This is a genomic window from Kitasatospora terrestris, assembly GCF_039542905.1.
GTDB lineage: Bacteria > Actinomycetota > Actinomycetes > Streptomycetales > Streptomycetaceae > Kitasatospora > Kitasatospora terrestris.
In genome coordinates, this window is the sequence record NZ_BAABIS010000001.1 from 2735986 (window position 1) to 2759868 (window position 23883).

The 23883-nt window shown below is 73.6% G+C and carries 18 protein-coding genes and 1 pseudogene; 9 read left to right on the forward strand and 10 right to left on the reverse strand.

Going from position 1 to position 23883, the window contains the following annotated elements; genetic code table 11:
* Positions 1-71: 71 nt before the first annotated feature.
* The 3 genes from dnaG to ABEB06_RS12630 form a co-directional block, all read right to left on the reverse strand.
* Entirely contained in the window at positions 72-1982 is a 1911-nt protein-coding gene (gene dnaG / locus ABEB06_RS12620) for a DNA primase (RefSeq protein WP_345696944.1), read from the reverse strand.
* Positions 1983-1991: 9 nt separating this feature from the next.
* Entirely contained in the window at positions 1992-3281 is a 1290-nt protein-coding gene (locus ABEB06_RS12625; RefSeq protein WP_345696945.1) for a deoxyguanosinetriphosphate triphosphohydrolase, read from the reverse strand.
* A 70-nt stretch (positions 3282-3351) separates the two neighbouring features.
* A complete protein-coding gene (locus ABEB06_RS12630; RefSeq protein WP_345696946.1) occupies positions 3352-3696 on the reverse strand; it encodes a hypothetical protein in 345 nt (114 codons plus the stop codon).
* A gap of 109 nt (positions 3697-3805) precedes the next feature.
* On the opposite strand from ABEB06_RS12630, the gene ABEB06_RS12635 reads away from it, so the two are divergent.
* Together ABEB06_RS12635 and ABEB06_RS12640 are read left to right on the forward strand one after the other, a co-directional pair.
* Positions 3806-4381, forward strand: a complete 576-nt coding sequence (locus ABEB06_RS12635) for an ArsR/SmtB family transcription factor (RefSeq protein WP_345696947.1) — start codon at positions 3806-3808, stop codon at positions 4379-4381.
* Entirely contained in the window at positions 4378-5682 is a 1305-nt protein-coding gene (locus tag ABEB06_RS12640; RefSeq protein WP_345696948.1) for an MFS transporter, read from the forward strand. Before ABEB06_RS12635 ends, ABEB06_RS12640 begins: the two co-directional genes overlap by 4 nt.
* 73 nt (positions 5683-5755) lie before the next feature.
* Here the strand turns inward: ABEB06_RS12640 and ABEB06_RS12645 are convergent, their stop codons facing one another.
* The gene (locus tag ABEB06_RS12645) at positions 5756-6508 is read right to left on the reverse strand and encodes a sirohydrochlorin chelatase (protein WP_345696949.1); all 753 of its coding nucleotides are present in this window, start codon (positions 6506-6508) and stop codon (positions 5756-5758) included.
* Positions 6509-6669: 161 nt separating this feature from the next.
* On the opposite strand from ABEB06_RS12645, the gene ABEB06_RS12650 reads away from it, so the two are divergent.
* From ABEB06_RS12650 to nirD, 6 genes are all read left to right on the forward strand, one after another.
* A complete protein-coding gene (locus ABEB06_RS12650) occupies positions 6670-6825 on the forward strand; it encodes a hypothetical protein (RefSeq protein WP_345696950.1) in 156 nt (51 codons plus the stop codon).
* Between the two features lie 73 nt (positions 6826-6898).
* Complete coding sequence (locus ABEB06_RS12655; protein WP_345696951.1) at positions 6899-8971, forward strand: molybdopterin oxidoreductase family protein; 2073 nt, start codon at positions 6899-6901, stop codon at positions 8969-8971.
* 25 nt (positions 8972-8996) lie between these two features.
* Positions 8997-9896, forward strand: a complete 900-nt coding sequence (locus tag ABEB06_RS12660; RefSeq protein WP_345696952.1) for a GNAT family N-acetyltransferase — start codon at positions 8997-8999, stop codon at positions 9894-9896.
* A 136-nt stretch (positions 9897-10032) separates the two neighbouring features.
* Complete coding sequence (locus ABEB06_RS12665; protein WP_345696953.1) at positions 10033-11346, forward strand: NAD(P)/FAD-dependent oxidoreductase; 1314 nt, start codon at positions 10033-10035, stop codon at positions 11344-11346.
* The gene (gene nirB / locus ABEB06_RS12670) at positions 11343-13952 is read left to right on the forward strand and encodes a nitrite reductase large subunit NirB (protein ID WP_345696954.1); all 2610 of its coding nucleotides are present in this window, start codon (positions 11343-11345) and stop codon (positions 13950-13952) included. The genes ABEB06_RS12665 and nirB overlap by 4 nt, the downstream gene beginning before the upstream one ends.
* Entirely contained in the window at positions 13949-14302 is a 354-nt protein-coding gene (gene nirD, locus ABEB06_RS12675; RefSeq protein WP_345696955.1) for a nitrite reductase small subunit NirD, read from the forward strand. Before nirB ends, nirD begins: the two co-directional genes overlap by 4 nt.
* Positions 14303-14532: 230 nt before the next feature.
* Here the strand turns inward: nirD and ABEB06_RS12680 are convergent, their stop codons facing one another.
* Both ABEB06_RS12680 and ABEB06_RS12685 read right to left on the reverse strand, forming a co-directional pair.
* The gene (locus ABEB06_RS12680; RefSeq protein ID WP_345696956.1) at positions 14533-15492 is read right to left on the reverse strand and encodes an SGNH/GDSL hydrolase family protein; all 960 of its coding nucleotides are present in this window, start codon (positions 15490-15492) and stop codon (positions 14533-14535) included.
* Between the two features lie 16 nt (positions 15493-15508).
* Entirely contained in the window at positions 15509-16450 is a 942-nt protein-coding gene (locus tag ABEB06_RS12685) for a PAC2 family protein (protein ID WP_345696957.1), read from the reverse strand.
* 666 nt (positions 16451-17116) lie between these two features.
* On the opposite strand from ABEB06_RS12685, the gene ABEB06_RS12690 reads away from it, so the two are divergent.
* Positions 17117-17842: a GNAT family N-acetyltransferase gene (locus ABEB06_RS12690; RefSeq protein ID WP_345696958.1), complete on the forward strand. Its 726-nt coding sequence runs from the start codon at positions 17117-17119 to the stop codon at positions 17840-17842.
* Positions 17843-17929: 87 nt separating this feature from the next.
* Here the strand turns inward: ABEB06_RS12690 and ABEB06_RS12695 are convergent, their stop codons facing one another.
* From ABEB06_RS12695 to ppdK, 4 genes and pseudogenes are all read right to left on the reverse strand, one after another.
* Complete coding sequence (locus tag ABEB06_RS12695) at positions 17930-18610, reverse strand: MOSC domain-containing protein (RefSeq protein WP_345696959.1); 681 nt, start codon at positions 18608-18610, stop codon at positions 17930-17932.
* A gap of 549 nt (positions 18611-19159) precedes the next feature.
* Positions 19160-20005 (reverse strand): annotated as a pseudogene (locus ABEB06_RS39350) (ADP-ribosylglycohydrolase family protein); the annotation flags it as partial.
* 205 nt (positions 20006-20210) lie between these two features.
* A complete protein-coding gene (locus tag ABEB06_RS12705; RefSeq protein WP_345696961.1) occupies positions 20211-20762 on the reverse strand; it encodes a ribonuclease in 552 nt (183 codons plus the stop codon).
* A gap of 212 nt (positions 20763-20974) precedes the next feature.
* A complete protein-coding gene (gene ppdK, locus ABEB06_RS12710; protein ID WP_345696962.1) occupies positions 20975-23683 on the reverse strand; it encodes a pyruvate, phosphate dikinase in 2709 nt (902 codons plus the stop codon).
* Between the last annotated feature and the right edge of the window lie 200 nt (positions 23684-23883).

Genomic DNA, 23883 nt, shown 5'->3' on the forward strand with positions numbered 1-23883 from the left:
CGCGCCACCCCACTGGGATACCCACCCTTGCGGGTTACGCCACCTCCGGGCCCCGGGCGCCCGGTCCCGGGTCACAGCCCTGCCGCGCCCCGGCTCTTGAGCATCGCCTTGTACTGCTGCAGCGCGTAGAGCTCGCCCTGGACGGCGAGTTGCTGCTCCTCGGTGGCCCGGTTGCCGAGCCGCCGCAGGTAGCTGTGCGACTCCTCGATCCGGCGCTCCACCGCCTGCAGGCGGAGCTTGACCAGGAACTCGCCCGCGTAGAGCTCGTCGGCCTTGCGCCGGGAGCGGATCGGCTCGACGGTCAATTCGGTGACCAGGCCGCGGACCTGGTCGTCCGGGCAGACCTCGCGGACCGCGCCGACGAAGTCCGGCAGGGCCGCGCCGTACGCCGTGCCGCCGGCCTGGCCGATGGCCCGCCGGACCGCCTGGTACGGCGGGGTGGGGAACTCGTCCTCGCCGTACTGGTCGAACGCCGGGCTGACCAACTCCGGGTGCTGGAGCGCGAGTTTGAGCAGCTCGCGCTCGACGAACTGGGACTGGTCGCGCGGGTTGAGCCGGTACGCGGGCTGCGCGGGCACCGCCGGGGCGGCCGGCGTCTCGACCCGGCGGGCGCCCGGTCGCTGGCTGCCGTTCTTCTCGTTCTCCCGCTGCCAGCGCGCGAGTTGGCCGATCCGGCGGACCACGAACTGCTCGTCCAGGATGCCGAGCATGCCGGCCAGCTGCACGGCGTACTCGTGCTGGATCGAGCGGTCCTTGATCTTCACGATGATCCGGGCCGCCTCCTCGAGGGCGGCGGCACGGCCCTCTGCGGTGTCCACCCGGTGCCGGTCGACGGCCGAGCGCAGGGCGAACTCGAAGAGCGGGACCGGGTTCTCGATCAGCTCGCGGACCGCGTCGTCGCCCTTGGCCAGGCGCAGCTCGCACGGGTCCATGCCGCCGGGGGTGATCGCGATGGAGGTGCGGGCGGCGAACTTCTGGTCGTCCTCGAAGGCGCGCAGGGCGGCCTTCTGGCCGGCGGCGTCGCCGTCGAAGGTGAACACCGTCTCGCCGCGGTAGGCGGAGGTGTCCATCAGCAGCCGGCGGATGATCTTGATGTGGTCCTCGCCGAACGCGGTGCCGCAGGTGGCCACCGCCGTGGTGACACCGGCCAGGTGGCAGGCCATCACGTCGGTGTAGCCCTCGACCACGACCGCCCGGCCCGACTTGGCGATCTCCTTGCGGGCCAGGTCGATGCCGTACAGCACGTTCGACTTCTTGTAGATCGGCGTCTCGGGCGTGTTCAGGTACTTCGGCCCGTTGTCGTCCTCGCGCAGCCGGCGGGCGCCGAAGCCCACCACGTCGCCCGAGCTGTCCCGGATCGGCCAGACCAGCCGGCCGCGGAAGCGGTCGATCAGGCCGCCGCGCTGGCCCTGCGAGGCCAGGCCGCCGACCGAGATCTCCTTGTCGCTGAAGCCCTTGCCCCGCAGGTAGCGCACCAGGTGCTCCCAGCCGACCGGGGCGTAGCCCACGCCGAAGTGCTTGGCCGCCTCCTCGTCGAAGCCGCGCTCGGCGAGGAAGCGCCGGCCGATCTCCGCCTCCGGCGAGGCCAGCTGCTCCTGGTACCAGGCGGCCGCCACCTTGTGCGCCTCGACCAGCCGCGTCCGCTCGCCCTGCTGGTGGCGCGGGCTGTAGCCGCCCTCCTCGTACCGCAGCGTGATGCCCGCCTGCGCGGCCATCCGCTCCACCGCCTCGGCGAAGGAGCAGTGCTCGATCTTCATCAGGAAGGTGATGGTGTCGCCGCTCTCACCGCAGCCGAAGCAGTGGAAGACGCCCTTGCCCGGGTGCACGTAGAACGACGCGGACTTCTCGTCGTGGAACGGGCAGACGCCCTTCAGCTGCGCCCCGCCACCGTTGGCCAACTGGACGTAGTCGCCGACGACCGCGTCGATGGGCAGCGCGTTGCGCACCGCCTGCACGTCTTCATCCCGGATCCGACCAGCCACCGGGGAATCCTACGGGACCAGCCTGGCGTGCAGGGCGAGGGCTGAGGCGTCGGTGAGGGTGGCGATCTGGTCGATCACGGCGCGCAGCGCGGCCCGGTCGTCCTCGGCCTCGTCGTAGAGGGCGGCGAACACCGGATCCAGGCCGTGCGGGGCGTCGCGCATCAGGACGTCGGCGAGCTCGGCGATCACGATCCGCTGCCGGGAGCGCAGCTGGGCCTGCTCGTCGCGCTGCATCACGTACCGCACGGCGACCGCCTTGAGCACCGCGCACTCCAGCCGCACCCCGCGCGGGACGACCAGCTCGGCCGCGTACCGGGTCAGCGGGCCGGGGCCGTACCGGGCCCGGGTGGCCTGCTCGGCGGCCAGGCAGAAGCGGCCGATCAGCTGGCTGGTGAGGTCCTTGAGGCCGGCCCGGGCGCGGGCGGTGCCGTCGTACGCGCGGGGCCACCACTCCTGGGCCTGCAGGCGGTCGAGCGCCTCGGCCAGCTCCTCGGGGGCGGCGTCGGGCGCGTACCGCTCGGCGATCTTGAAGAGCTCGGCGCGCTCCTCCGAGCCGCGCAGCGCGTCCGGGTCGATGTGGCCGGCCTGCAGGCCGTCCTCCACGTCGTGGGTGGAGTAGGCGACGTCGTCGGACCAGTCCATGACGGTGGCCTCGAAGCACTTGCGGCCGTCCGGCGCGCCGGCCCGCAGCCAGCGGAAGACCGGCAGGTCGTCGCCGTACACGCCGTACTTGGTGGAGGCCGGATCGGTGGGGTGGCCGCCCCGGGCCCACGGGTACTTGGTGGCCGCGTCCAGCGCGGCGCGGGTCAGGTTGAGGCCGACGCTGCGGCCGGGCCAGGGGGCGAGCCGGACGGGCTCCTCGTCGGCCGGGGCGAAGCGCTTGGGCTCCAGGCGGGTCAGGATGCGCAACGACTGGGCGTTGCCCTCGAAACCGCCGCAGGCCTCGGCGGCCTGGTCGAGCGCCTCCTCTCCGGTGTGGCCGAACGGCGGGTGGCCGATGTCGTGCGCCAGGCAGCCGGCCTCCACCAGGTCCGGGTCGCAGCCGAGGGCCGCGCCGAGCTCGCGGCCGACCTGCGCGCACTCCAGGGAGTGGGTGAGCCGGGTGCGCGGGAAGTCGCTGCGCATCGGCGCCACCACCTGCGTGGTGCCGGCCAGCCGGCGCAGCGCGGCCGAGTGCAGGACGCGGGCGCGGTCGCGCTGGAACGCGGTGCGGCCGGGGCGCTTGTCCGGCTCGGGCACCCAGCGGGCCTCGGCCTGCGGGTCGTACGGGGTGGTTTCGTACCGGGTGGTGTCGTTCATATGCCACTCACCGTACGCCCGGTGACCGACATTGCACCGTGCGCCGCGCAAAGACCGGCCGGCGGCCGGTCTAACAGGCGGTGGCGCGCAGGCGCTGCCAGCGGGGCTGCTCGGTCAGCAGGCAGGCGGCGGCGAGCAGCGAGGTGGCGGCGGCGGCCCAGCCGGGCCAGACCGCCCAGGTGGCCACCACGGCGGCGACCAGCTGGAACAGCACCAGGGCGATGGTGACCCGGCCGGAGACCGGGACGATCACCTGGTTCTTGTCGCCGGGGGTGGCGAAGACGGTCGGCAGTCCGATCAGCAGGACGACGGAGAGGACCGCCAGCGGGACGGAGCGCCCGGCGAGCGCCCAGGGCGTGGCCACCCAGGCGATCAGCTCGGTGAGGAAGCGGAGAGGGGCTGCCAGTCGGTCCACGGGCGGAGTCTGCCATGCGGAGCCCGGGCGCAGGACGATTTCCAAGATGCAGAGGATTCTCTGCAAAGAACTCTATGCAGAGAGTCCTCTGCAACCTTAGGGTGAGGGCATGAACCAGGAACTGCCCCGCCGTCAGATCGACGCCAGGAGCCTGCGCGCCCTCGCCCACCCGCTGCGCATGCGGATCCTCGACGAGCTGCGCGAGAACGGCCCCGCCACCTCGGCGAAGCTCTCCGACCGGCTCGGGGAGTCCACCGGCACCATCAGCTGGCACCTGCGCCACCTCGCCGAGCACGGCTTCATCGAGGACGAGCCCGAGCGCGGCACCAAGCGCGAGCGGTGGTGGCGCGCCACCCGCAGCCGCAACGTCCTCAACACCACCGACTTCGACCGCGACCCGCAGACCAGGGCCGCCCTCGACGTCTACCTCGGCGAACTGCTCCGCTCCCAGTACCAGCGGGTCGCCGACTCGATGGCCACCGAGTGGCCCGAGGAGTGGCGCGGCGCCGGCACCGTCTCCGACTGGAACAAGCTGCGCCTCACCCCCACCCAACTGCGCTCGCTCATCGACGAGTTGATGGACGTCATCGAACGCCACACGCCCGACCCGGACGCCGAACCCGATCCGGCGGCCCGCCCCGTCCTGCTCCAGCTCCAGGCCCTGCCGCGGAAGGAAACCCCATGAGTGCCGGGACGAACACCGAGACCACCGGCGGGCTGCTGCGCCGCCACCGCGACTTCCGCCTGCTGTGGACCGGCGAGACCGCCAACAAGTTCGGCTCCGCCGTCACCGGCCTCGCCATGCCGCTGATCGCGGTCACCGCCCTGCACGCCTCCACCTTCCAGGTCGGCCTGCTCGGCGCCGCCGGCTGGCTGCCCTGGCTGCTCATCGGCCTCCCGGTGGGCGTCTGGGTCGACCGGCTGCGCAGCCGACCGATCATGCTCGCCGCCTCGGCCGCCTCCCTGCTGCTCTTCGCGACCGTGCCCCTCGCCGCGCACTTCGGCATGCTCAGCCTCGCCCAGCTGCTGGTGGTCGCCCTCGCCACCGGCGTCGCCGGGGTGTTCTTCCAGACCGCGTACACCGCCTACCTGCCCCGGCTGCTCGACCCCGCCGACCGGGCCGAGGGCAACGCCAAGCTCCACGGCAGCGCCTCCGCCGCCGGCATCGCCGGCATCGGCGCCGGCGGACTCCTCGCCCAGCTCGCCGGGCCGGTCTCCGGCCTGCTCGCCAACAGCGGGACGTTCGCGCTCTCGCTGTGGTGCACCCGGCGGATCCGCCACCGCGAGCCGGCCCGCGCCGAACGGCCGGAGCGGGCGCTGCGGCAGGAGATCGCGGAGGGCCTGCGGCTGGTCGCCGGCGACCGGTGGTTCCGCACCTTCACGCTCTTCGGCGCCACCTCCAACCTGATGCTCACCGGGTACCAGTCGCTGGTCGTCGTCTTCCTGATCCGCGAGGTCGGCGTGGCCGAGGGCGCGGTCGGCGTGCTCGCCGCCGTCGCCTCCACCGGCGGCATCGCCGGCGCGGCCGTCGCCCGCCGGGTCGCCGCGCGGATGGGCACCGCCCGGGCGATGCTCTTCTTCGAGCTGGCACTGCCCTCGCTCGCGGTGCTCATCCCGCTGACCGCGGGCGGGGCCCGGCTGGTGCTGTACGTGGTCGGCGGCTTCGGGGTCTCGGCGGGCGTCGTCGCCGGGAACGTCATCAAGTCCACCTTCCAGCAGCGCTACTGCCCGCCGGAGCTGCTCGGTCGGCTCTCCGCGAGCAGCGCCGTCCTCAACTTCGGGGCGATCCCGGTCGGTGCGCTGGTCGGCGGCCTGCTCGGCGACCGGCTGGGCGTGCTCCCCGCGATGTGGATCCTCACCGCCGGCGTGCCGCTGGCGGCCCTGATCCTCTGGTTCTCCCCGCTCCGCACCTGCCGCGACCTGCCGACCGAGCCCCTCCGGCTCCCCGACACCGTCCCGGCCCCGACCGCGGCCCTGGCCGCCTGAGAACCGGCAGAGCCCGCAAGAACCGGCCCCGGCCGGCCTGCGGCGGCGCCGCAGTGCGTCACCGGGGGCCTCGTCAGACCGCCAGGCGGACGGGGGCCCGGACGACGGACTGGTAGCGGTGCAGGACGAGGCGCGCCATCAGCGGGTGGGAGCCGAGCGGGGCGGAGGCCAGGGTCGCACCGGCCGCGGCCGCCAGGCGGGCGAAGTCGCCGGGCGCGGTGAAGTAGCCGGCGACGGCGGTCTCCGGATGGCCCTCCGCGGTGAGTGCGGCGACCTGCCGGGCGACGCTCGGGCCGCCCGCGGCGACGTAGCCGGGACGGACCGGGACCCCGAGCCGGGCGGCGAGCAGCGCGGCCTGCGCCCCGGTGTCGACGGCGGCTTCCGGATCCCGGGAGCCGGAGGCGGCGAGCACCACGGGCTGGCCGGCCCAGCCGGCCTCCAGCAGCCGGGCGTGCAGTGCGTCGGTGAGCAGCGGGTCCGGCCCGAGCGGGTCGGCGACCGTGCCGTGGACGTGCGGTGCGGCGGCCAGCGCCTCGGGAATGTCCACCTTGACGTGGTAGCCGCGGCCGAGCAGCAGCGGGACGAGCACCACCCGGCCGGACAGCTCGGCGAGCACCTCGGGCAGCAGCGGGGCGTTGAGCCCCAGGTGCGCCAGGCGGACGTCCAGCTCCGGGCGGGCCGAGCGGACGGCGGCCAGCAGGCGGCGGATCTCCGCCTCCGCGGCGGGGTCGCGCGAACCGTGGGCGACGAGCACCAGGGCCGGGCGGCGGGCGGCGTGCAGCACCCTCGGCGGGGCGGCGGGGCCGGGATGCGGGATCACGGTCATGGCAAGAGCCTCGCCGACGGCTGTTTCTGTGCGGTTGCCCGGTGGTCACGGGTCATGTCACGGCGCTCACGGCGGCGGGGTCGGCCCCGGTGAGGGCCGTGTGCTGGGGACGTAACGCGGGGGCCGCCGGGTGGAAACAGCCCTGTTGCACGCTGAGGCGCATGAGCGAGCGCAGCGAGCGGATCATCGAGGGGCGTGTGTCGCGAAGCGACTGCCGAGCGGAGCGGGGCGGGCGCATGAGCGAGCGCAGCGAGCGAATCATCGAGGGGCGCGTGTGTCGCGAAGCGACTGCCGAGCGGAGCGGGGCGGGCGCATGAGCGAGCGCAGCGAGCGAATCATCGAGGGGCGCGTGTGTCGCGAAGCGACTGCCGAGCGGAGCGGGGCGGGCGCATGAGTGACGCCACTGACACGCACTGCCCGTACTGCGCGCTGCAGTGCGGGATGGGTCTGCGGGCCGCCGAGGGGCCGGTGCCGGTCTCGGTGGTGGAGCGGCCCTCGTTCCCGGTGAACCAGGGGGCGCTGTGCGGCAAGGGCGCCAACGCGGCGGCCGTGCTGGCGCCCGGTGCCCGGCTGACGACGCCGCTGGTCCGGCAGGACGGGGTCCTGCGGCCGGCCGGCTGGCCGGAGGCACTGGGCCGGATCGCCGAGGCGGTGGGCGCCACCGCCGAGGCGTACGGCCGGGACGCGGTCGGGGTGTTCGGAGGCGGCGGCCTGACCAACGAGAAGGCGTACGCGCTGGGCAAGTTCGCCCGGGTGGTGCTGGGCACGTCGGCGATCGACTACAACGGCCGGTTCTGCATGTCGTCGGCGGCGGCGGGCGGCATCCGCGCGTTCGGCCTGGACCGGGGGCTGCCGTTCCCGGTGGCGGACATCCCGTTCGCCGGCTGTGTGGTGCTGGTGGGCTCCAACCCGGCGGAGACCATGCCGCCGTTCGTCCGGTACCTGCGCGAGCTCCGGGAGAACGGCGGCACGCTGATCGTGGTCGATCCGCGCCGCACCCGGACCGCCGAGCTGGCGGACCTGCACCTGGCGCCGCGACCGGGCACCGACCTGGCGCTGGCGCTGGGCATGCTGCACTTGGTGGTCGCGGAGGGCCGCACCGACGAGGAGTTCATCGAGCTGCGCACCACCGGCTGGGAGCAGACCCGGGCGGCGGCGATGGCGCACTGGCCGGAGCACGTGGAGGCGGTCACCGGCGTTCCGCTCCCGCAACTGCGGTCGGCGGCAATGATGTTCTGCGATGCTTCGAGCGCCATGGTGCTGACCGCACGCGGTCCGGAGCAGCAGGCGAAGGGCACCGACACGGTCAGCGCCTGGATCAACCTGTGCCTGGCGACCGGCAACGCCGGCCGCCCGTACGCGGGGTACGGCTGCCTGACCGGGCAGGGCAACGGCCAGGGCGGCCGCGAGCACGGCCAGAAGGCCGACCAGCTGCCCGGGTACCGGAAGTTGGACGATCCGGCGGCGCGCGCGCACGTCGCCGCGGTGTGGGGCGTGGACCCCGACTCGCTGCCGGGGCCGGGGCGCAGCGCGTACGAGCTGCTGGAGTCGCTCGGCGGCGAGGTCCGCTCGCTGCTGCTGATGGGCTCCAACCCGGTGGTGTCGGCGCCGCGTTCGGCCCATGTGGCGGAGCGGCTGCGGGCGCTGGACTTCCTCGCGGTGAGTGACGTGGTGCTCTCCGAGACGGCCGAGCTCGCGGACGTGGTGCTGCCGGTCACCCAGTGGGCCGAGGAGACCGGCACGATGACCAACCTGGAGGGTCGGGTCATCCTGCGGCGCAAGGCCGTTGACGCGCCGGGGGGCGTGCGCAGTGACCTGGAGGTGCTGCACGAGCTGGCCGCGCTGCTGGGCCGTCCCGAGGGCTTCCCGACCGATCCCGAGCTGGTGTTCGAGGAGCTGCGGCGGGCGTCGGCGGGCGGGGTGGCGGACTACGCGGGCATCAGCTACGAGCGGATCGCCGCCGAGGACGGGGTGTTCTGGCCCTGCCCGGCCGAGGAGCACCCGGGGACACCGCGGCTGTTCCTGGACCGGTTCGCCACGCCGGACGGGCGGGCCCGGTTCACGCCGGTGCAGCACCGGCCCGCGGCGGAGGAACCGGACGCCGAGTTCCCGGTGCGGCTGACCACCGGACGGGTGCTGGCCCAGTACCAGTCCGGCGCGCAGACCCGCCGGGTCGATGCCCTGAACGACGCCGCTCCCGGCGCGTTCGTCGAGCTGCACCCGGCGCTCGCCGAGCGCCTCGGGGTGCGGGAGGGGGACCGGGTCGCGGTGGTGAGCCGGCGCGGGCGGACCGTCACCCCCGCGCGGCTGACCACCGCGATCCGCCCCGACACGGTGTTCATGCCGTTCCACTGGCCCGGCGAGGGCAATGCCAACCTGCACACCAATCCGGCGCTGGACCCGGTCTCCCGGATGCCGGAGTTCAAGGCGTGCGCGGTGCGGCTGGAAGCCGTGGCGCCGTGACCCGGCCGGGTGGGAGACTTCCGGCGTGATCGACGACCTCCCACCCGGGTTGACGGCGCGTCATCCGGTCGAGGGCGACCACCCGAGGGTGCTCGCCGTCCTGGACCGCTGGTGGGGCGGGCTGAAGGGCGCGGCCGGCGCACGGGAGCGGGCGCTGCTGCTGCCCCGGCTGTACTTCCAGCACTTCGCCGCGAGCAGCTTCGTGGTGGAGCACCCGGACGGCGGACTCGCCGCCTTCCTGGTCGGTTTCCTCTCCGACAGCGAGCCGGACGCCGCCTACGTGCACTTCGTCGGCGTCGACCCGGCCCTGCAGGGGTCGGGCGTCGGAGCGGCGCTCTACCGGGCGTTCTTCGCCCTCGCCCGGCGGCACGGCCGACGGACGGTGCGCTGCGTCACCAGCCCGGAGAACACCGGCTCGCGGGCCTTCCACGCCCGGCTCGGCTTCACCGCCTCGCCGGTGCGCCCCGACTACGACGGCCCGGGCCTGGACCGGGTGGTCTTCACCCTGGAGCTGGATCCCGACCCTGCGTCCGCCCCTGTGTCCGCCCCTGTGCCAGAACCTGCTCCAGCCCCGGCGCAGGCCCGCGGGCTGCGGCTGCTGGACGGCGTGTACGCGCTGGAGCACCGCCCGGACGCGGCCGGACCGGCCGGCGACTGGCTCGCGGCGGTCCGGGCACCGGAGGGGCTGACCGTGATCCGCCCGGCCGGTCCGGACGAGGAGCGGTGGCTCGCGCTGTACGACGCCGATCCCGACCACGGCCTGGACGTGCCCGGCCTGCTCGCCGCCGTCCTGGTGCCGCTGGCCGCCGCCGGGGTACCGGTGTTCACCGCCTCCACGCACCACGCGGACGTGGTCCTGGTCCCCGAACGGCGGCGCGCGGACGCGCTGGTCTCCCTGCACAGGGCCGGGTTCACGGTGCGTTGAACCGTGTGCCGACCCGTGCGCCGAACCGCTCCCGGCAGCCGCTCACAGCCTCCGCCGGACCGCGATGAGGGCTAAGTTCCGGCCGTGAAACAGCGCGGCACCTGACGAGAAACACCCGCCGACCATGCTCGATGGCATGACAGCGACCGAGACGCGGGTAGTGGTGGTGGGCGGCGGCATGGCCGGCCACCGGCTGGCCCGGCAGGTGGCCGCCCGGGGCGGACGCGAGGTGCTGCTGCTCTGCGAGGAGCCGCAGGCCCCGTACAACCGGGTGCTGCTCGCCGAGGTGCTGGCCGGGCGGTACGCGCCCGAGCTGGCCGCCCTCACCGAGCTGCCCGACCAGGTCGTCCGGCGGCACACCCGGGTGGTGCGGATCGACCGCGACCAGCACCGGGTGCTGTGCGACGACGGCTCGGCGATCGGCTACGGCGACCTGGTGCTGGCCACCGGTTCCAACCCGGTGCTGCCCGCGCTGCGCGGCCTGTTCGACGACTCTCCCCCAGCCTCCGGCCGGGAGCGATGGGGGCGCCTCCCAGCCGCCAAGACCCGGGGAGAACTCCCCTCCGGGGTCTTCGCGTTCCGCACCCTGGCGGACTGCGCCGACATCGACGCCTACCTGCCGGACGTCCGGCAGGCGGTGGTGGTCGGCGGCGGGCTGCTCGGGGTGAGCGCCGCCCGGGCGCTGGCCGGCCGCGGCGTGCCCACGGTCCTCGCCCACCAGGGCGAGCACCTGATGGAGCGCCAGCTCGACGAGGACGCGGCCGGACTGCTGGCCGGCCACCTGGCCGAGCTGGGCATCGAGGTGCACACCGAGTGCCGGGTCCGCTCGGTCCTGACCGACGGCGAACGCCGGGTCACCGGCGTGGAACTGGCGGACGGCTTCCGGCTCGACGCGCAGCTGCTGGTGGTCGCGGTCGGGGTCCGCCCGCGCACCAACCTGGCGCAGGCCGCCGGCCTCGCGGTCCGCAAGGGCATCGTGGTCGACGACCGGCTCACCACCTCCGACCCGCGCATCCACGCCGTCGGCGACTGCGCCGAGCACGACGGCGAGGTCTACGGCCTGGCCGGCCCGGCGATCGCCCAGGCCGACCTGCTGGCCCGGGTGCTCGGCGGCGAGGACGCCGTCTACCGCGGCAGCCGGCTGCTCACCCGGCTCACCCTGCCGCACACCGACCGGCCGCTGGACCTCGCCGCGTTCGGCGAGACCACCCCGGCCGGACCGCAGGACCGCGTGGTCCGCCTCACCGACGCCGGCCGCGGCTCCTACCGCAAGGTGATCGTCCGCCGCGACGAGCTGGGCGGTGACCGCCTCGTCGGCGGCGTCCTGCTCGGAGACCTCGACACCGTCGGGACCATCGCCGACACCTGGGAGGGCGACGAGGCCCTGTCAGCGCATCCGCTCCACCTGCTCACCACCCTGGGCACGAACTTCGGAGGGCCTTCCCGATGACCACCACCAAGCCCACGCTGCTCCTGGTCGGGTACGGCATGGTCGGCCACCGCTTCCTGGAAGCCCTGGCCGACGCCGGCGCCGCCGACCGCTACCGCGTCGTCGTGCTCGCCGAGGAACCCCGGCACGCCTACGACCGGGTCGCCCTGACCTCGTACTTCTCCGGCAAGAGCGCGGACGACCTGCTGCTCGCCGAGGAGGGCTTCACCGACCGCCACGGCTACCAGGTGCACCTCAGCTCCCCGGCGGTGGCCATCGACCGGGCCGCGAAGACCGTCACCACCGCCGCCGGCCACACCGTGGCGTACGACACCCTGGTGCTGGCCACCGGCTCGTACCCGTTCGTCCCGCCGGTCGACGGCAAGGACGCCGAGGGCTGCTTCGTCTACCGCACCATCGAGGACCTGCAGGCGATCGAGACGTACGCGGCGGGCGCCAAGGTCGGCGCGGTGGTCGGCGGCGGCCTGCTCGGCCTGGAGGCGGCCGGTGCGCTCAAGGGCCTCGGCGTGGAGACCCACGTGGTCGAGTTCGCGCCCCGGCTGATGCCGGTGCAGGTCGACGACGGCGGCGGCGAGGCGCTGAAGCGCACCATCGAGGAGATGGGCGTGGTCGTGCACACCGGCGTCGGCACCAAGGCGGTCACCGTCTCCGCCGAGGGCAAGGCCGTCGGGATGGACTTCACCGACGGGTCGGCGCTGGCCACCGACATGGTGATCTTCTCGGCCGGTGTCCGCCCCCGCGACCAGCTCGCCCGGGAGAGCGGCCTGACGGTCGGCGAGCGCGGCGGCATCAGCGTCGACGAGTACTGCCTGACCAGTGACCCGAACATCTACGCCATCGGCGAGTGCGCGCTGGCCGTCGACGGCCGGGTCTACGGCCTGGTCGCCCCCGGCTACGAAATGGCCCAGACCGTCGCCCAGCAGCTCGCCGACGTCTCCGCCAAGCCCTTCACCGGCGCCGACCTCTCCACCAAGCTCAAGCTGCTCGGCGTGGACGTGGCCAGCTTCGGCGACGCCTTCGGCAACACCCCCGGCGCGCTCGACGTGGTCTACTCCGACTCCCGCTCCGGCATCTACAAGAAGCTGGTCGTCACCCCCGAGGGGGCGCTGCTCGGCGGCATCCTGGTCGGCGACGCCGAGGCGTACGCCTCGCTGCGGCCGCTGGCCGGCACCGGCAACCCGCTGCCCGTCCCGGCGGAGTCCCTCGTCCTCCCCGCCGGCGCCGGCGCCCCCGTCTCGCTCGGCAGCTCCGCCCTCCCCGACGACGCCGTGGTCTGCAACTGCCACAACGTCACCAAGGGCGCCGTCCGCTCCGCCGTCACCGAGCACAACTGCACCACCGTGCCCGAGGTCAAGAAGTGCACCAAGGCCGGCTCCGGCTGCGGTTCCTGCATCAAGCTGCTCTCCACCATCGTCAGCGAGGAGCTGGAGGCCAGCGGCGTCGAGGTCGACAAGGGCCTGTGCCCCTGCTTCGCCCACACCCGCGCCGAGCTGTACGAGATCGTCCGGGTCAAGCGCATCGCCACCCACCGCGAGCTGCTGCGCAAGCACGGCCGCGCCCCCGAGGGCGCCGAGGGCTGCGAGGTCTGCAAGCCCACCGTCGGCTCGATCATCGCCTCGCTCGCCCCCGAGCTGGAGGCCTCCGGCCACATCCTGGACGGCGAGCAGGCCGCCCTGCAGGACACCAACGACCACTTCCTGGCCAACCTGCAGAAGAACGGCTCCTACTCGGTCGTCCCGCGCATCCCCGGCGGCGAGATCACCCCGGAGAAGCTGATCGTGATCGGCGAGGTCGCCCGCGACTTCGGCCTCTACACCAAGATCACCGGCGGCCAGCGGATCGACCTCTTCGGCGCCAGCGTGGACCAGCTCCCGCTGATCTGGACCCGCCTCGTCGAGGCCGGCTTCGAGTCCGGCCACGCCTACGGCAAGTCGCTGCGCACCGTGAAGTCCTGCGTCGGCTCGACCTGGTGCCGGTACGGCGTCCAGGACTCCGTCGCCATGGCGATCCACCTGGAGCTCCGCTACCGCGGCCTGCGCTCCCCGCACAAGCTCAAGTCCGCCGTCTCCGGCTGCGCCCGCGAGTGCGCCGAGGCCCGCGGCAAGGACTTCGGTGTCATCGCCACCTCCAACGGCTGGAATCTCTACGTCGGCGGCAACGGCGGCGCCACCCCGCGCCACGCCGACCTGCTCGCCCAGGACCTCGACGACGAGGGGCTGATCAAGCTCATCGACCGGTTCCTGATGTTCTACATCCGCACCGCCGACCGGCTCGAGCGCACCTCCACCTGGCTGGAGCGGATCGAGGGCGGCCTCGACCACGTCCGCGACGTGGTCGTCCACGACACCCTCGGCATCGCCGCCGACCTGGAGGAGCTGATGGCCCACCACGTCGCCGACTACCAGGACGAATGGGCCGCCACCCTGGCCGACCCCGACCGGATGCGCCGCTTCGTCTCCTTCGTCAACGCGCCCGGCGTGCCCGACCCCAGCATCCGCTTCACCCCCGAGCGCGACCAGATCAAGCCCGACCTGGTCCTGCTCGCCACCGAGGAGGAGCTGCTCGCCGCCCTCGACCCCGACAACGCCATCCTGGAGACCCGATGACCACCGTCGCCGTACAGACCCGCGTCGAACTGCTCACCGGCCGCACCTGGACCCCCGTCTGCGACTGGGACCAGCTCGCTCCCGGCCGCGGCGTCGCCGTCCTCCTCCCGGACGGCCAGCAGGCCGCGCTCTTCCGGGACGCCAACGACCGCGTCCACGCCGTCTCCAACCGTGACCCGTTCACCGGCGCGTACGTGCTCTCCCGCGGCCTGATCGGCTCCACCGCCGACGGCCGGGTCTACGTCGCCTCGCCGCTGCTCAAGCAGCGCTTCGACCTGGTCACCGGCGAGTGCCTCGACGACGAGACGGCCCGCATCCCCGTCCACACCACCCGACTGACCGACCACTGACCACTGACCACCTGAGCTCCTGACGGCCCCCGAAACTCGGCAGTTGCCCGCCCTGACGCTGCCGGCAGGGGGCCGTCAGGCATTCTCGTCCCCCTCCGAGACCCCGGCGCCCCGGCAGGGGCATGGGGGACTGCGTGCCCAGCCGCCCACGGCCCTCAGCCACCACTGCCCTCAACCACCACGGCCCTCAACCGCCGATGGCTCGGACGGAAGCCCCCGGTCGGTCCGCGTCAGCGCAGGCGCGCCAGCACCGCTCCCGCCATCCCCTCCTGGCCCCTGGCGTTCGGGTGCACCGGGGCCGCGCCCGCCGCCGGCTGCGGCGGCTCGATCCAGCGCTCCGCCTCACCCGCGCACATGTCGTGCCCCTGCGAGGCCGCCCAGGTGTCCACGTAGACCGCTCCGCCGGCCGCCGCGCGGGCGCTGAGCATCGCGTTCAGCGCCCGCTCCTGCTCCCCGACGAACAGCACGTCCCCCGCCGCCACGCCGTCCCCGAGCGCGGCCGCGCAGCGCGCCGGATCGCCCGGCAGCAGCGCCGGGTACCCGACCACCAGCACCCGTGCCTGCGGCGCCCGCCGCCGGATCTCGCCCAGCGCGGACGCCAGCCGCTGCCCCGCCGCGTCCAGCCGCCGCTCCACCTCGCCGCGGCCCGCGCCCTCGGTGTAGTACGCCCGGCACGGCGCGTCCGCCACCGCGCGCTCCCCCAGCAGGCCGGACCGCAGGCTCTCCACCGCGCAGCGCCCGAGCACGTCGAGGAAGCCCGCGTCGTTGCCCCCGATGCCGACCGTGACCAGCCGGGTGGCCGGCGTCAGCGCGTCCAGCTGCGGCGGGTTGGTCCCGTCGTCCGTCCGCTGGGCCGCTGTCAGGTCGGTCGTCCGGGCGCCGCTGCAGCTGACGTCCGTGAACTCCGTCACCTTCAGGCCGCGAGCGACCAGTGACGGGTAGTTCACCCCGGACCTCGCACAGCCCGCCGGCAGCCCTACCTGGGGCTGGATCCGCAGCCCCGAGGTGTACGAATCCCCCAGCGCGACGTACGGCCCCAGCGGCACGGCACCCGGGCCGGGACTCGGGCTCGCGCCGGTGCCCGCCCGCGCCGCACCGGTGCTCGGCACCGGCACCGGCCGCTCCGCCGGGCCGCCACCGCAGCCGGCCACCAACACCCCCAGGGCCACCGCGACAGCGGCGGCCGCCACCCCCGAGCGCCGCACCCTACTCGGTGTCGCGCTCGTGCTCGGCGAGGAACTCCTCGAACCGCCGGCCCAACTCGTCCGCCGAGGGCAGGTCGACCTCCTCGGCGAGCAGGCTCTCCCGGCTGACCGCACCGGAGACCGCGTCGTACTGGCCCTCCATGCCCTGGATCGCCGACCGCAGCTCGCCGTCGCCCTGGGCCAGCTGCTCCTCGATCTCGGCGTGCACCTCGTCCGTCCGGACCCGCAGCTCGGTGCCGGGCAGCACCAGACCGGTCGCGGACTGCACCGACTCGAGGATCACCACCGCGGCCGAGGGGTAGGCCGAGCGGGCGATGTAGTGCGGCACGTGCACGGCGAAGCCCAGCACGTCGTGCCCGGCCTCGGCCAGCCGGTACTCCACCAGCGCCTGGGCGCTGCCGGGCACCTGCGCCTGGTCGAACCACTTCGGGTGGCCCGGCGCCAGGTCGAGCCGGTTGCCGTGCGGGGTCAGGCCGACCGGGCGGGTGTGCGGCACGCCCATCGGGATGCCGTGGAAGTCGACCGCGAGCCGGACCTGGAAGCGCTCGACCAGATCGGCCACGGCCGCGGCGAACAGCTCCCACTCGGTGTCCGGCTCCGGGCCGGTGAGCAGCAGGAACGGCGCGCCGACCGAGTCGTGCACCAGCTGGAGCAGGATCTCCGGCGGGTCGTACGCCACCCAGCTCTCGCGGTCGAAGGTCATCGCGGGCCGGCGGGCCCGGTAGTCGACCAGGCGGTCGTGGTCGAACCGGGCGACCACCTGCGGCGCCCCGTGCTCCAGCAGGTGGGAGACCACCTGGCCGCCGGCCTCCCCGGCGTCCATGAAGCCCTCGAAGTGGTAGAGCAGCACCAGACCGCTGCCCGCCTCGGCGGCGGCCCGCGCGGCCGCCAGCGCGGTCACGCCCTGCGGCTCCAGCTCGTACAGCTCCTTGGGATCACGCACGGTGCACCCAACCCCGTCCCGTCTCGTCGTCGTACCTGTCGTCCAGTCCAGCGTGGCGGAGGCCGCCGACATTCCCGCTGTGGTCCCGCACTCCGGTCAGAGTCTTCACCTCCCCTCGCGAATCCTCTCACTTCCGCTAAAAACCGCAGGTGGACTGCGTGGCGCCGGGATCGGAAGGTAGGATTCCGGCCGGGATCGAACAGTCCGCGGCGTACCGCACGGCTTCGCGCGCCCCCCATGGCGCGCCGCGAAGTGACGCATTGCCCTCGGACGGGTATCGTCCTCTCGCTGCCTCGCATCGTCGCGTCGTCGCGCCACGCCGTCTGTCACGTCGTGGGCCACGCCCCGGTCCGGTGTGCGGCCAGCCACTCCTAGCGCACCTTGCCTTCACCTGGCCGCCTGCTTCGCTTCGTGATCTCGTCTCTCTCTCGGCCATCTCGCGGACGCACACTGTCCCCTCGCTCGTCCCGCCGGACCGGTCCGTCGACCCGTGTCCGTCTCCGGCACCGCGCTGCCCGCTTCCGGGCCGCCGCACCCCCGCACGTCCCAGCCTCGGGCGTGACCGGACCGGGCGGCCGTTCCGAAGCCGGGGCGAAACGACCACTGCCCTCGTGCCGCAACCCTGGTGCGCGGGCCCCCGACGACCGTCGAAGGACCGAAGGATCCGTGCCCGTACCCGTCACCCTCTACGGCCGCACCGTGCGGCTGGAGCCCCTCGCCGAGCACCACGCCCCGGCCCTGGCCGAGGCAGGCGCTGAGGACCGTACGACTTACGCCTTCACCCCCGTCCCGCACGGCCTGGAAGCCGCCCGCGACTACGTCGCGCGCGCCCTGGCCGACCGGGGTGCGGGCCGGTCGCTGCCCTTCGCCATCGTCAGTACCGCCGACAACCGGGTCGTCGGCTCGACCCGGTTCCTGGAACTCGACTACTGGCAGGGCCCGCTGGTCTGGCCGCCGACCCCCGGCGTCCCGCACGGCGACCCGCTGCTCGCCGTGCCGGACGCCGCCGAGATCGGCAACACCTGGCTGTCCCCGCGCGCCCAGGGCACCGGCATCAACACCGAGGGCAAGCTGCTGATGCTGCGGCACGCCTTCGAGGAGTGGGGCGTGCGCCGCATCTCGCTGCGCGCCGACGCCCGGAACACCCGCTCGCGGGCCGCGATCGAGCGGCTCGGCGCCACCTCCGAAGGGGTCCGCCGGGCGCACTCGCGCGGGCTGGACGGCGTGGTCCGGTCGACCGCCTTCTACTCGATCCTGGACGAGGAGTGGCCGGCCGTCCGCGACATCATCGAGCTGCGGATCGCCGCCGCCACCTCCCCGAGCGCGCCCGACCCGGCGCCCCTCAACCAGGAGTGCCTTAGACACGGCAGCAGCCCGCTGATCCCGGTCTGAATCCGGGCTTGACGCCGGCCCGGGCCTGAGCCCGGTGTTCCGTCCGCCGGGCCCGTCCCTCCCGTCCCCCTGCCCGTCCGTCCCGGCTCAGTCCTCCGGGGCGTAGGGCGGGGTGGCGGTGCGGCGGCGGGCCAGCTCGCGGTCCTCCTCCGGCAGCTCGGCGATGTCCACCAGGCGGGGCAGCAGCGTGGCGTCCGTCATCAGCGCGCGGAACACCAGCGAGACGCTGACGTCGTGGTCGGGCCGGTGCACCACCTCGACCGGGTCGCCGGCCCGGACCGGCCCCGGCTCGACCACCCGCAGGTACGCGCCGGGCAGCCCGCGCTCGGCGAACCGGCGGGCCCAGCGCTGCTCGTCCAACCAGCGGGCGAAGGTCGAGCACGGGATCCGCGGGCAGGTGACCTGGAGCACCAGCCGGTCGCCGATCCGCCAGCGCTCGCCGATCAGCGCGCCGTCCACGTCCAGCCCGACGGTGGTGAGGTTCTCGCCGAAGCACCCGCCCGGAAGTTCCCGGCCCAGTTCCCGCTCCCACTCGTCCAGGCTCTCCCGGGCGTACGCGTAGACCGCCTGGTCGTCGCCGCCGTGGTTGCGTGTGTCGAAGATCGCATCACCGACCAGCCCACTGTGCAGACCGGTGCCCTTCGGGCCCGGCGCCCGCACCTCCACCGGCCCGGCGGTCGGCCGCTTGTCGATGCCGGTGCTCCCGACCGCCGGCTTCGCCGGGTTGGGACGGGGGTGGGCGAGATTGACCGAGAGGATGTGTGTCATGCGCGGCAGCGTACGACCGCTCCTCCCGTACGGCGCCCGGTTTTCCTTCCAGGACAGCGCCCCTGACCGACACTCATGAAATCGTGACGTCGGCTCAGTCCGCTGCGACGGACGGCCCCCGGTCGGTGCGTCCGGTCTCACGCCGACGGCTCACAGCCCCCGCAGGACGTCCGCGAGCAGGCGTTCCGGATCCCGGAAGCGGGCCGGATCCGCCTCGCACTCTCCCGCCGCCGGCCGCCACCCGCCCCGCACCGGCTCCACCCGGACGGCCGCCAGCCGGTGCCCGGTCGACTCCTCGTGCACGGAGAGCACGCCCTCGGCGGTGGACACACCCCACCGACCCGTGCTGCGAATGGTCCTGACGCGCTGCCAGTCCCCGTCCGTCCAGAACAGGTCCGGCGGCGTGACCGGGCGGGGAGCGAGAAAGTGCTCCGACCTGCCGGGCCGCACGGTCGCCACCCCGCCGGCCCGCGCGTCCGCCACCCCGGCGGCCCGCGCGTCCGTCGGCTTGCCGGCCCACGCGTCCATCACCCCGCCCGGCTCGGGGAACGCCCAGCCGGGCAGCGGCTCACGGGCTGCTGACCAGGCGGCGGGGACACCCGCCGTACCCGTGCGGGCGGCGACGATGCCGCCGACGATCGCCGCCGTGGTGTCCACGTCCCCGCCCGCCGAGACGGTCGCCCAGACGGCCGCCGGGTAGTCGTCCAGGTGCCGGGCCGCCACCAACAGTGCGAACGGCACCGTGTCGAGCGCGCTGACCCGGCTGCCGTTGCCCAGCAACCGGGCGGCGGTGCCGGTATCGGCCACGGTGACCAGCGCGGCCGCCTCCTCCACCGCCCGCCGGACCGCACCGTCCGGGGTCAGCCCCGCCACCTCGCCCAGGAACTCCGCCGGACCGATCGGCTCCTCGCGCGAGCGAGCGGCGAACGCCGCCGCGACCGCGACGGCCACCGCGCCGTCCACCGCCTGGGGATGCGTGTGCGTGATCACCGCCGTCTCGGCCGCGGGCCCCACCACCGCCGCCGGGTCCCCGGCGAACGCCGCGCCCAGCGGGGCCACCCGCATCGCCGCGCCGTTCCCGAACGAGCCCTGCCCGTCGAACAGCGCGCCCGCCAGCTCCCGGGCGTCCCCGCCCTCCCGGATCAGCCGCAGCAGCCGGTTGGCCGCCGGGCCGTAGCCCCGGTCGAAGTCGTGGCGCCGGGCGAAGGCGTGCGTGAGGTCGAAGGAGTCGATCCGGCCGCGCTCGCGGAACGCCGCGTACACCGAGCAGGCCATCTCGGTGTCGTCCGTCCACGGCCACGGCCCGGGCGGGGCCTGCAGCGCCGTCAGGTACGGGCGGTTGGCCGGGACGAAGAACTGGGCGCCGAGCGCGTCGCCCACGGAAAGCCCGTGCAGCGAGTCGAGCGCAGGATCGGAGGCGGGGTCCGAAGTCGGGTCGGAGGCCGGGCCCGAAGTCGGGTCGGGGGTCGGGTGGGAAGCGGTGCCGGGAGTCGGGTGGAAAGCGGTGCCGGGGGTCGAGTGGGAGGTGGTCATCCCGCCCAGGATGGCGTCCGCCGACGACCCGGCCAACCGAATTGCGTCCGGCTGCCGGCGGCGGCCCTCAGCAGCGGGCGTCGATCTCCTGGAAACTCGCGTAGTGGTCCGCGGTCCAGTACTGCTCGCCCGCCGTGCCGGTGACGATCCGCCGGGTGCCGCGGTCGTCCGAGCCCGGGGTGACCACGGTGTACTCGTGGTAGTAGCCGGTCCGCTCGCGCGGCAGACGGCTCTCCCGGTTCTCGAAGACGATGCCGTCCGAGCGGTACGGGTACGGGCCGCCCTTGGCGATCAGGGTGAGGGTGTCCAGGGCCTGCGTGGGGAGCTTGGTGCGGCACACGTCGGCGAGGGAGGTGCTGCTCGGTACCCACGCGGGGGAGGCGGGGATCGTCGACGCGGGCGCCGACGGCTTGGGCGCGCCACTGGCCGACCGGCTCGCACCGGCCCCGGGGCTCGCACCCGTGCCCGCGCTCGCGCCGGCAGTCGCGCCGTTGCTCGGGTTGCCGTTTCCGCCGCCGCTGCCGCTCCCGCCCGAGCCGGAACTGCCGCAGCTGCTCACCACCAGGGCGGCGGAGAGGGCGACGAGGACGGTGACGAGGCGGGTTCGGCTGCTGTGCATGGCCCCAGCTTGCCGTCTCCCGATTTCCCCCGTCCGGCTCACTCGCCGGAGAGACGGCCACGAGCGGGAAAACGCCGCCGGGGCGGGAACGGACGCCATTGTCCGTTCCCGCCCCGGCTGCCTACGTACGGCGGCTCTCCTGCGCCGAGCTCCGCCGTACGCCCCTCCCCAGTGGAGGGGTGCGGTCAGCGATGGGACCGCGCTGCTTCGTGTCAGCGCGAATCGCTGCCCGCCGTCTCGATGGCGGCGCGGCCTGCCTCCAGGCGCGCCACCGGGATCCGGAAGGGGGAGCAGGACACGTAGTCCAGCCCCACCTCGTGGAAGAAGTGCACCGACTCCGGGTCGCCGCCGTGCTCGCCGCAGACACCGAGCTTGAGGTCGGGGCGGGTGGCCCGGCCGGCCTCGGCGGCGTGCTTGACCAGCGAGCCGACGCCGTCGCGGTCGATGGTCTCGAACGGGCTGACGCCGAAGATGCCCTTCTCCAGGTAGGAGGTGAAGAAGGAGGCCTCCACGTCGTCCCGGGAGAAGCCCCAGACGGTCTGGGTCAGGTCGTTGGTGCCGAAGGAGAAGAACTCGGCTGCCTCGGCGATCTGACCGGCGGTCACCGCGGCGCGCGGCAGCTCGATCATGGTGCCGAGCTTGATGTCCAGCTGGACGCCGGTGGAGGAGGCGACCTCGGCGAGCACGCGCTCGCACTCGTCGCGGACCAGCTCCAGCTCCTGGACGGTGCCGACCAGCGGGATCATCACCTCGGGGCGCGGGTCGCCGCCGGCCAGCTTGCGCTCGGCCGCGGCCTCGGCGATCGCCCGGACCTGCATGCCGAACAGGCCGGGGATGACCAGGCCGAGGCGGACGCCGCGCAGACCCAGCATCGGGTTCTGCTCGTGCAGCTTGTGCACGGCCTGGAGCAGGCGCAGGTCGTTCTCGTTCGGGTCCTTGCGGGCCTCGGCGAGGGCGACGCGCACCGACAGCTCGGTGATGTTCGGCAGGAACTCGTGCAGCGGCGGGTCGAGCAGGCGGACGGTGACCGGGAGTCCGTCCATCGACTGGAACAGCTCCAGGAAGTCGCCCTTCTGCAGCGGCAGGAGGGAGGAGAGCGCGGTCTCGCGGTCCTTGTCGTTGTCCGCGAGGATCAGGTGCTCGACCTCCTTGCGGCGCTCCTCACCGAGGAACATGTGCTCGGTGCGGCACAGGCCGATGCCCTGGGCGCCGTACCGGCGGGCGCGGTTCGCGTCCTCGGCGTTGTCGGCGTTGGCCCGGACGGCCATCCGGCGGCGGGTGTCGGCGTGCGCCATGATCCGGTGCACGGCCTGGACCAGCCCGCCCTGGACGTCGGCGCCGGCGTGCAGGGTGCCCTCGAAGTACTCGACCACCGGGGACGGCAGCACCGGGACCTCGCCCAGGTACACCCGGCCGTTGGCGCCGTCGATCGAGACCACGTCGCCCTCGTGGACGACCTGGCCGTCGGAGGTGGTGAACTTGCGGTTCTTGGTGTCGACCTCGAGCTCCTCGGCACCGCAGACACAGGTCTTGCCCATGCCGCGGGCGACCACGGCCGCGTGCGAGGTCTTGCCACCGCGCGAGGTCAGGATGCCCTCGGCGGCGATCATGCCCTCGAGGTCGTCCGGGTTGGTCTCACGGCGGACCAGGATGACCTTCTCGCCGGAGCGCGACCACTTGACCGCGGTGTAGGAGTCGAAGACCACCTTGCCGACCGCGGCACCCGGGGAGGCGGCGATGCCCCACGAGATCTGCTTGGACTCGGCGTTCGGTGCGAAGCGCGGGAACATCAGCTGCGCGAGCTGACCGCCGGTCACCCGGTGCAGCGCCTCGTCCAGGTCGATCAGGCCCTGGTCGACCAGCTGGACGGCGATCCGGAAGGCGGCGGCGGCGGTGCGCTTGCCCACGCGGGTCTGCAGCATCCAGAGCTTGCCGCGCTCGATGGTGAACTCGATGTCGCAGAGGTCGCGGTAGTGCGTCTCCAGCGTGTGCATGATCGACATCAGCTCGTCGTACGACTTCTTGTCGAGCTGCTCGAGGTCGGCCAGCGGCAGGGTGTTGCGGATGCCGGCGACGACATCCTCGCCCTGCGCGTTCGCCAGGTAGTCGCCGTAGACGCCCTGGGTACCGGTGGAGGGGTCGCGGGTGAAGGCGACACCGGTGCCGGAGTCCTCACCGAGGTTGCCGAAGACCATGGTGCAGATGTTGACCGCGGTGCCCAGGTCGTTCGGGATGCGCTCCTGCCGGCGGTACAGCCGGGCGCGGTCGCCGTTCCACGAGTGGAAGACCGCGTAGATCGCGAGGTCGAGCTGCTCGCGCGGCTCCTGCGGGAAGGCGCGGCCGGTCTCCCGGAGCACGATCGCCTTGAAGGTCTCCACCAGGGCCTTGAGGTCCTCGGCGGTCAGGTCGAGGTCGTTGACCGTGCCCTTGGCGTGCTTGGCCTCTTCGAGGGCCTCCTCGAACAGCTCACCGTCCACACCCAGCACGGTCTTGCCGAACATCTGGACCAGACGGCGGTAGGAGTCCCACGCGAAGCGCTCGTTGCCGGACTGGGCGGCGAGCCCGGTCACCGAGGCATCGGAGAGGCCGATGTTGAGGACGGTGTCCATCATGCCGGGCATCGAGAACTTCGCGCCCGACCGGACCGAGACCAGCAGCGGGTTGTCCGACTGGCCCAGCTTCTTGCCCATCTCCTGCTCGAGGGCGGCGAGGTGGCCGCTGATCTCCTCGTGCAGGGAGGTCGGCTCACTGCCGGTCTCCAGGAAGACCTTGCAGGCCTCGGTGGTGATGGTGAACCCCGGAGGGACGGGGAGACCCAGGTTGGTCATCTCGGCGAGGTTCGCACCCTTGCCGCCGAGAAGATCCTTCAGGTCCTTGTTTCCTTCGGTGAAGGAGTAAACAAACTTCTGCTTCGCCGCCACGGGTCGTTCTCCTCGCACACGGTTGCCCTGACGCCGGAGAACATACCCATTTCGAAGGCTGTGTAGGGGGACCAATGTCACGTACGAGCCTCGGAGCGGGCACCGACCCGACAGATCGAATGCCTGTCAGGGCGTTTACCTCTGTTGCCGAAATCGTCCGGCTGACGCTAGCGCTCGTTCAAGTAGTGAACGCATCGAAA

Excerpts from the sequence above, each read along its gene's own strand:
- ABEB06_RS12645 (WP_345696949.1), bottom strand. The coding sequence starts at position 6,508 with ATGACCGTGATCCCGCATCCCGGCCCCGCCGCCCCGCCGAGGGTGCTG.
- ABEB06_RS12695 (WP_345696959.1), bottom strand. The coding sequence starts at position 18,610 with ATGACACACATCCTCTCGGTCAATCTCGCCCACCCCCGTCCCAACCCG.
- nirB (WP_345696954.1), top strand. The coding sequence starts at position 11,343 with ATGACCACCACCAAGCCCACGCTGCTCCTGGTCGGGTACGGCATGGTC.
- ABEB06_RS12655 (WP_345696951.1), top strand. The coding sequence starts at position 6,899 with ATGAGTGACGCCACTGACACGCACTGCCCGTACTGCGCGCTGCAGTGC.
- ABEB06_RS12625 (WP_345696945.1), bottom strand. The coding sequence starts at position 3,281 with ATGAACGACACCACCCGGTACGAAACCACCCCGTACGACCCGCAGGCC.
- ABEB06_RS12640 (WP_345696948.1), top strand. The coding sequence starts at position 4,378 with ATGAGTGCCGGGACGAACACCGAGACCACCGGCGGGCTGCTGCGCCGC.
- ABEB06_RS12635 (WP_345696947.1), top strand. The coding sequence starts at position 3,806 with ATGAACCAGGAACTGCCCCGCCGTCAGATCGACGCCAGGAGCCTGCGC.
- ABEB06_RS12650 (WP_345696950.1), top strand. The coding sequence starts at position 6,670 with ATGAGCGAGCGCAGCGAGCGGATCATCGAGGGGCGTGTGTCGCGAAGC.
- ABEB06_RS12705 (WP_345696961.1), bottom strand. The coding sequence starts at position 20,762 with ATGCACAGCAGCCGAACCCGCCTCGTCACCGTCCTCGTCGCCCTCTCC.
- ABEB06_RS12665 (WP_345696953.1), top strand. The coding sequence starts at position 10,033 with ATGACAGCGACCGAGACGCGGGTAGTGGTGGTGGGCGGCGGCATGGCC.
- nirD (WP_345696955.1), top strand. The coding sequence starts at position 13,949 with ATGACCACCGTCGCCGTACAGACCCGCGTCGAACTGCTCACCGGCCGC.